The sequence below is a fragment of the Pseudovibrio sp. Ad26 genome (assembly GCF_001623285.1).
Classification (GTDB): domain Bacteria; phylum Pseudomonadota; class Alphaproteobacteria; order Rhizobiales; family Stappiaceae; genus Pseudovibrio; species Pseudovibrio ascidiaceicola.
Map to the genome: position 1 here is coordinate 1 of NZ_LMCE01000101.1, position 7,544 is coordinate 7,544.

Genomic DNA, 7,544 nt, shown 5'->3' on the forward strand with positions numbered 1-7,544 from the left:
AGCCCGAAAAATAATGATGTTTAAGTAAGCTAAGTGAGTTGGGAAACGACAAACTTAACGATTATACTCTCTTTTTGATCTCTATTATGAATTCAGAACCGTGCAGTTTAAAGAAAGCTGGATATCGATTTACATCCATTAAACGAATCTTATTAAAAGTATCTGAGAGCGGTTTTGACGGGTCAATCTCACTATCCTCTGGCGTCCTTTTGGGAAAGTAACTGGCTTCGCCGATTTGACGTGTTCCAACTTTTTGACCGCTTTCAATAAGTCTCACCGCTTTTTCAATCAAACGTATCTCTGCGGCAAATAGCTTACTATCTATCTCGTCGAATAGATCGCTTGGGGCTATAGCTATTTTTTCTTGAGCCCAGATATCTCCTTGGTCAATCTTTTCATGCGCTTCAATTAAACTAATCGTCAGTTCTTCTGCCCCATCCAAGAGTGTCCAAACATGTGGGCTCCAACCCCGACCTTTCGGCAGATCACTTGCATGAATTACGAAAATCTTTGAATATTTACTGGCAATCTTAGAGCTAATGTAATCGCTGCATGAGATCAGCAGTAAAATATCCCCCCCCTTAGCCTCCTCTTTTAAGCTGATTAGACTAACCTGATGGCGGCATTGATTTGACTTAATCCAATGCTGCAGATGTGGTATTATCGGATGTTCAAGGTTGTTACAAAGTAAATGAATAGCAAGCATTAGTTTTCATCCAATCACACAAAGCTCTAGCATGCATCTGGTCTTCAATTAAGTTGGTCTCTCTTTTGTGTCTCAGCAATAAACTCTAAAACTTCACGAGCAACAATACGAGCATTATCAGATGCATCGTAGTCTTCTTTAAGTACACTATAGACAGGATCTACAATACCTTCACGCAAGTATTGGCTCAGCCAAACAGTTCCAGCCTCAAGTTTTGTGTAATCAAATTCAAAACTCAGCACATCTTCAAATTTAAAAGTGTCGGACCACTCAAAAGATCCATGAAGAGAACGGTACCATGCACTACCAAAAGTGATGACAGGCTTGCCCATCTGCAATGCTTCCCAGCCAGCAGTTCCCGTGATAGTAGCTACAGCTAAGGATTCCTTGATAAGATCGAAGCTGTTTACTTCGCGAGGAAGATATCTCACACGAGGTAATGCTTGAAGACGTTTAAAGAAGCTCGCTTCCCGCATTTGTCCGCTTTGCTTCGGATTTTCCTTCACATAAATATAGACGTCCTCAGGCACCTTACGGAGAAGCTCTTCTAGAGCTAATAGCTGATCACAATATTCATGACCAAGTGCATCCGTTGTCATCTCTGGCTGAAGGTGTAATGGGAAGTAAATAAACCGCTCCCCTTCCTTCGGTGCGTCATAGTTGATCGAATTCAGAATCTGTCTGACACGCCTTTTCTGATCAAGTTTAAAAAGGCTTTTTTTGAATGAGCGTTTTCGGAATCCCAAAAGATATGGTAAAAAATTCAGACCAATCTTTGGCAAGTATTTCATCAGAAATTTCAAATACTCAGAGCTCGTACTACGTTGCACATTGGCCATGTAGAAAGGTCTTTGGGGCTCTTTTTTAACAGGAAGCGATACTCCTGTCTTGGGAAAGCCTGTTTGAAAATGCCCAAAATCTTCAATGTCTTTTATGATCCAGAATGCATTTGGGACTAAAGATTGGGTTGTAAGTATGCTCTCGATACCCAATTCCTGAGCAACAAAATGCAAAATAATATGAGGCCCTTCATGAGGTACATTCGTTGATATCACCGTAGAAATATCATTTCTTTTGATAAGCGCGTGAAAATAATGGATCATACTTTCAAGTAAATTTACAGTATCTAACCATGTGTCAGTACGTTCGAAGTTATACCAATACATTCGGTCTTGCATTCGAATGAAGTATGGATAAGCACGTTCTCTTACGCGTTTTGCGAAAGCGGGGTCCATGTCAGCAGCAAATGTGTGAGGAACTTTACAAAGCGTAAAATCCCGCCACGAAATCGTTTCAACATCTTCTGGTGTTACTAGTTTTTGATGCTTCTCAACAATTTGAATCCATGCTCCAATTTCGAAACCTTCATTTCTGAAGCCTTCAAACATTGTCGCGTTAAATCCCGCCAGAAGGTACATTATTTTAATCCGTTATGAATTTTAGTCAGCAATCAAGTTGCTTTAAACTAGATGATGCCACGCCAACGGTGTTCCACGTGCAATAGAATCTCGAGCACGTTGCCCCAGAACACTTTCTAGTTCTTTAGGAGGTAAGCCGTATCCAGGCCTGATTGAACGCACATGCTCAGAAGTAATTACTTCGCCAGCAGCTATATCTTTGACTATGTAAAGTGAGCGTCGAAAGATTAAACTTCCTTGCTCAGCATCTTTAAGTTCGTAATTGATGCCACCCAATGCTTTCCAAGCAGTGTTGCAATCAACAACAAGCTGTCTAAATTCATTAGGCTCAAGTGAAAATGCTGCATCTGGACCGCCATCATTGCGATCTAAAGTCATATGTTTTTCAATGACAGTGGCCCCTAATGCAGTTGCGGCCACACTTACTGAAGTACCATGCGTATGATCTGAAAGCCCTGTGAGGACGTTGAAAGTCTCACCTAAATGCGGCATGGTTAGTAAGTTGCTGTTGTCCGCAGGAGCAGGATAAGATGAAATACAATGCAAGACTACAAAGTCTTCTAATCCAGCTCTTCGAACTGCGGCAATTGCTTCTTGAATTTCTCCAAGGTCAGCAAGGCCCGTTGATAAAATCATCGGTTTGCCAACACTTGCTACTTTTTCGATAAGCGGAATGTCCACAAGTTCGAACGAAGCAATTTTAAACGCTGGTGCGTCTAATGCGGTCAGAAAATCAACGGCTGTTGGGTCAAAAGGAGACGAGAAAATTGATATTCCAACATCAGATGCCTTTTTGAACAAACGTTCGTGCCAGTCCCAAGGAGTATGTGCTTCCTCATAGAGCTCATAAAGAGACCGACCATTCCATAAGCCACCTTTAATTTGGAAATCTGGGCCGTCATGATCAATTGTTATAGTGTCCGCGGTGTAAGTTTGTAGCTTTACGGCATCAGCGCCCGCGTCCTTCGCCGCTTCAATAAGTGCGAATGCCCTGCCAATGTCTCCATTATGATTGCCAGACATTTCGGCAATCATATAAGGAGGATGGTTCAGCCCAATTTCTCGGTCTGCGATTTTGATAGCGTGCGCCATATGAATACCAAAATAACTGATCATTTAAGGGCGACTTATATCATAACGACTTTAAAGTCGATGTTTTTAGGGACGCAGTTCGTATTTTCTTCAGCTTCAAGTTTCGATATAAGATAGATTAAAAGTAGTTTATATAATAGCAAATACAACCTAAAGTGGTAAATGCTGTGGTCGGATAAAGATGCCCGCCTAGGCTATAATTTGAATAATTACCCCCCTTCTCTTCCAAATACGACTTTCTTTCTCACTAAAAATTCCCTATGTACCTCTCAAATTTAATCATCCAGAAAGGTATAATAATGTTCAACGGTGCAAATGTGCTTATCACTGGTGGCACTGGATCCTTCGGTAAGAAATATACGCAGATTTTGCAGGAGCGTTTCTCTCCGAATAAGATCATTATTTATTCCCGGGACGAGTTGAAGCAGTATGAAATGTCTCAGGACTATAATACTGAGTGCATGAGGTACTTCATTGGAGACGTACGGGATCGAGATCGTCTCACTCAGGCGATGGATGGTGTTGACTATGTCATTCACGCTGCCGCGCTTAAGCAAGTTCCAGCTGCTGAGTATAATCCATTTGAATGTATCAAAACCAATATTCACGGTGCAGAAAATGTAATTCAAGCGGCCTTAGCAAATAACGTTAAGAAAGTGATCGCGCTTTCAACAGATAAAGCCGCTAGCCCGATTAATCTATACGGCGCAACCAAACTTTGCTCTGACAAACTTTTTGTATCAGCAAATAATATGGCGGGAAGCCGTGAGACACGTTTTGCTGTGGTTCGTTATGGCAACGTAGTTGGCTCACGAGGCTCAGTAGTACCTTTCTTTCAAAAACTGATTGATGAGGGTGCTAGTGAACTTCCGATCACTCATGAAGATATGACCCGGTTTTGGATTACCTTGCGTGAGGGCGTTGACTTTGTTCTCAAGAATTTTGAGCGCATGCAGGGCGGGGAGATCTTTATTCCAAAGATTCCGTCTATCCGTATTACTGACTTAGCAAAGGCGATGGCACCTCAACTTCCCTCAAAGATCATTGGTATTCGCCCGGGTGAAAAGCTACATGAAGTAATGTGCCCGATTGATGATGCACATCTGACCATCGAGTTTGATGATCATTTCGCCATTACTCCATCTATTCGTTTTCACGACGATAATATGGATTACAGCTCCAATAAGCTTGGCGAAAAAGGTAGATTTGTCTCAATGGGACAGGAATACGCGTCAGGAACGAACCCACATTTCCTGACACCTGTAGAAATAATTGAGATGAACGAGCGAGCTAAAAAATGATCCCGTATGGTCGCCAGGACATATCTGAAGAAGACATCGAAGCGGTAGAGCGTGTTTTAAGATCAGACTTCTTGACACAAGGTCCTGTGATCCCTGCATTCGAGCGAAAATTCTGCGATTACACAGGTGCAAATCATGCAGTAGCAGTGAACAGTGCAACGAGTGCGCTACATATTGCATGCCTTGCTTTGGATCTTGGCCCTGGCGACATACTTTGGACCGTTCCAAATACTTTTGTAGCTTCCGCCAATTGCGCGTATTATTGCGGAGCCACCGTTGACTTTGTTGATATTGACCCAGATACCCGCAACATGGATGTATCTGCTTTAGAAGCTAAGTTAGATGGAGCCGCACATGCAGGATGCCTTCCTAAGATAGTTGTTCCTGTCCACTTCGCAGGCCAATCATGTGATATGAGAGCAATTGCTGAGCTGGCAAAACGCTACGGTTTTCAGGTAATCGAAGATGCTTCTCACGCTGTCGGGGGCTCCTATATGGATAAGCGGATCGGGGGCTGTCAATTCTCCGAGATTACGATTTTTAGCTTTCATCCAGTGAAAATCATCACGACAGGCGAAGGTGGTTTGGCACTGACGAACAACGCTGAGCTAGCCGAACGCATGGATCTCTATCGAAGTCACGGCGTAACTCGTGATGCATCTTTGATGGAAAGCCCCCTGAAAGGCCCATGGTACTATGAACAAGTTGCCCTTGGGTTTAACTATCGTATGACTGATCTTCAGGCTGGGCTCGGTCTCTCTCAAATGCAACGATTGGATGCTTTTACGAAGAAAAGAAACGAGCTTGCTCAGACCTATAATAGTCTATTGCAAGAGCTTCCTATCGGTCTTCCACATCAGTCATTTGATACTTATTCTGCTTGGCATCTATATACAGTTCTCATCCCTCAACCAGCAAACCGCGATGTAGTGTTTCAGGAGATGCGTGAAAAGGGCGTCGGGGTTAATGTGCATTACATCCCAGTACACCTTCAGCCCTTTTATAAGAAACGAGGCTTCAAGGAAGGAATGTTTCCATATGCGGAAGCTCACGGTAACAAGACACTTACACTTCCGCTGCATCCAAACCTAACGGCGGAGCAACAGACTCATGTTGTGTCCGCATTAGGTGAGGCAATAAGCTGAAGCTTGTTTATCGCTTCAACGTGATGTGTTTAATTGATTAAAACACCCTGAAGGACTATCGTGGCTGTTTGTATTATACCTGCGCGTGGTGGATCTAAAAGAATACCACGCAAAAATATTCGTAATTTCCTTGGCAAACCGATGATCGCTTGGTCTATTCAAGCCGCCCAGTTAGCTGAGTGTGTTGATGACGTTGTTGTTACTACCGATGATGCCGAGATCGCAGAAATTGCCACGAAATGGGGAGCTAAGGTCCCATTTCTCAGAGCTTCACACCTAGCAAATGATTTTGCACCAACCAAGCCAGTTATAGCGGATGCGATCGAGAAGCTAAATCTCGACAAAGATGTTTTAGTCTGCTGTTTGTATGCAACAGCTCCTTTTGTGCAATCAGGGGACTTAGCGGCAGGCTACAAACTATCAAAACAACATCGCGGTACATTCGCCGCATCGGTTTGTAAGTTCGACTACCCGATTCAAAGGGCGTTGAAAATGACAAAATCTGGTGCGGTTGAAATGGATAAACCTCAGTACCGAACCTCTCGGTCACAAGACTTAGAAACCTTTTGGCATGATGCAGGGCAATTTTATTGGGCAAGTTCAGAGAACTGGCAAACTGGGACTGATGCGATTTTTGAGCAAAACACGTTCGGTATTCCACTTCCCTCTAATCGTGTGCAAGACATTGATACAGAAGAAGATTGGATCAAAGCAGAGCAATTAATGCGAATTCGTTTAAACACAAACTAAGACTATCTAAGTTAGCTCAAATGGCTTTTACATTGTAGCTTTCAACATGCTCTACAACTTTTTGTGCGCCTAAGCCATCGACAAGCTTTGCAGCATTAATACCGAGTCTTGTAAGATTTTTGGCTTTCCGAAGGTGTTTTACTATCTCCAACAAGGATGCTGCGTCCCATAGCTGGGCCTGTTTTGCGATTTTATGCTTATCTAGGTCGACAGCAATTTGCTTTTGGTTGTCCGCAAGGCTGAATATGATGCTTGGCACCCCGAGACACGCTCGTTCCCAGGATGTACTACCCGCTGCACCTATGCACAAATCAGTATCTTTCATGAGCTCTGCCATGTTGTTAACATTTTGCAACACATGGACATCAATAACTGAAGTCGACGCTTTCATTTTTACGGAGTCAGCATGTGCAGCGCTCGCCCCCAGAACAACCGTGACACTCAGTAAACCAAGGTCAGTCGCTTCTTCAAAGAAATCTATTAGCCAACCAGAAACGTTGTCCTTATCTGCTCCCCCCATCGTTATAAGTAGCTTTTCGAGCTTTGGTTTTTTTCTTCGCTCGATACTTATCGCTCTCATTTTTTCAAATTCAGGGCGAAGTAGTGCAAACTCAGGTCCGGCTAAAACTTGACAGTCTCTTGGCACAAGATCCTTATAGTTTTCACGAGATCGGCCCAAATTTTGATCTAGCAGTATATCTGCGATGTGAGGCCTATCGAAAAGATCATCAATTACGATAAGTTTGCATTGCGGCCCCCGCACTTGTTTTTCCCAACGGTGGTCAAGAGCGTAATGGTCTAGCACAATCCAGTCGGGCTCTATTCCGGATATGACTGCTGCTGTATGTAAAGCGTCAACTTCCCAGTTAACTCCTAACCAAGATGCATGTGCCACATCATCCTCTCTCGCAATAAAAGGAGGGCCATGGGGTAACTGGAAAAATGAATGTCCTTTGCTCTTTATCACATCTTGAAGAGATTGCGGGATTGACCTGCAAATGAAATAACACTGCCCTCCGGTTCCCTTAAAGGCATCAGCAAGCGTGATGCATCTCATGATATGACCGGTCCCTATTTCAGCTGATGCGTCTGCTCTGAAGGCAATTTTCACGGTTTTCCCAACTCACTTAGC

The 7,544-nt window shown here is 43.4% G+C and carries 7 protein-coding genes; 3 read left to right on the plus strand and 4 right to left on the minus strand.

What is annotated here, in order from left to right; translation table 11 throughout:
• Positions 1-61: 61 nt before the first annotated feature.
• Genes PsAD26_RS22845 through pseI form a run of 3 tightly spaced genes read right to left on the minus strand, consistent with a single transcriptional unit; the run spans position 62 to position 3,240 of the window.
• Positions 62-706, minus strand: a complete 645-nt coding sequence (locus tag PsAD26_RS22845; RefSeq protein WP_063312261.1) for a formyltransferase family protein — start codon at positions 704-706, stop codon at positions 62-64.
• A gap of 44 nt (positions 707-750) precedes the next feature.
• On the minus strand, positions 751-2,124 hold the full coding sequence (locus tag PsAD26_RS22850; protein ID WP_063312262.1) for a hypothetical protein: 1,374 nt from the start codon (positions 2,122-2,124) through the stop codon (positions 751-753).
• 42 nt (positions 2,125-2,166) lie between these two features.
• Entirely contained in the window at positions 2,167-3,240 is a 1,074-nt protein-coding gene (gene pseI / locus PsAD26_RS22855) for a pseudaminic acid synthase (RefSeq protein ID WP_244278310.1), read from the minus strand.
• A gap of 275 nt (positions 3,241-3,515) precedes the next feature.
• On the opposite strand from pseI, the gene pseB reads away from it, so the two are divergent.
• The 3 genes from pseB to pseF are packed head-to-tail and all read left to right on the plus strand — an operon-like array spanning position 3,516 to position 6,412.
• Positions 3,516-4,517, plus strand: coding sequence for a UDP-N-acetylglucosamine 4,6-dehydratase (inverting) (gene pseB, locus PsAD26_RS22860; protein ID WP_063312263.1), 1,002 nt, complete (start codon positions 3,516-3,518; stop codon positions 4,515-4,517).
• Positions 4,514-5,662, plus strand: a complete 1,149-nt coding sequence (pseC, locus tag PsAD26_RS22865) for a UDP-4-amino-4,6-dideoxy-N-acetyl-beta-L-altrosamine transaminase (protein ID WP_063312264.1) — start codon at positions 4,514-4,516, stop codon at positions 5,660-5,662. Before pseB ends, pseC begins: the two co-directional genes overlap by 4 nt.
• 60 nt (positions 5,663-5,722) lie before the next feature.
• Positions 5,723-6,412 carry a pseudaminic acid cytidylyltransferase gene (gene pseF, locus PsAD26_RS22870; RefSeq protein WP_063312265.1) on the plus strand — a complete coding sequence of 230 codons (690 nt, stop codon included), beginning with the start codon at positions 5,723-5,725 and terminating at the stop codon, positions 6,410-6,412.
• A 16-nt stretch (positions 6,413-6,428) separates the two neighbouring features.
• Here the strand turns inward: pseF and pseG are convergent, their stop codons facing one another.
• Positions 6,429-7,523 (minus strand): UDP-2,4-diacetamido-2,4,6-trideoxy-beta-L-altropyranose hydrolase, encoded by a 1,095-nt coding sequence (pseG, locus tag PsAD26_RS22875; protein ID WP_063312266.1) that lies wholly within the window; start codon positions 7,521-7,523, stop codon positions 6,429-6,431.
• Positions 7,524-7,544: the final 21 nt, after the last annotated feature.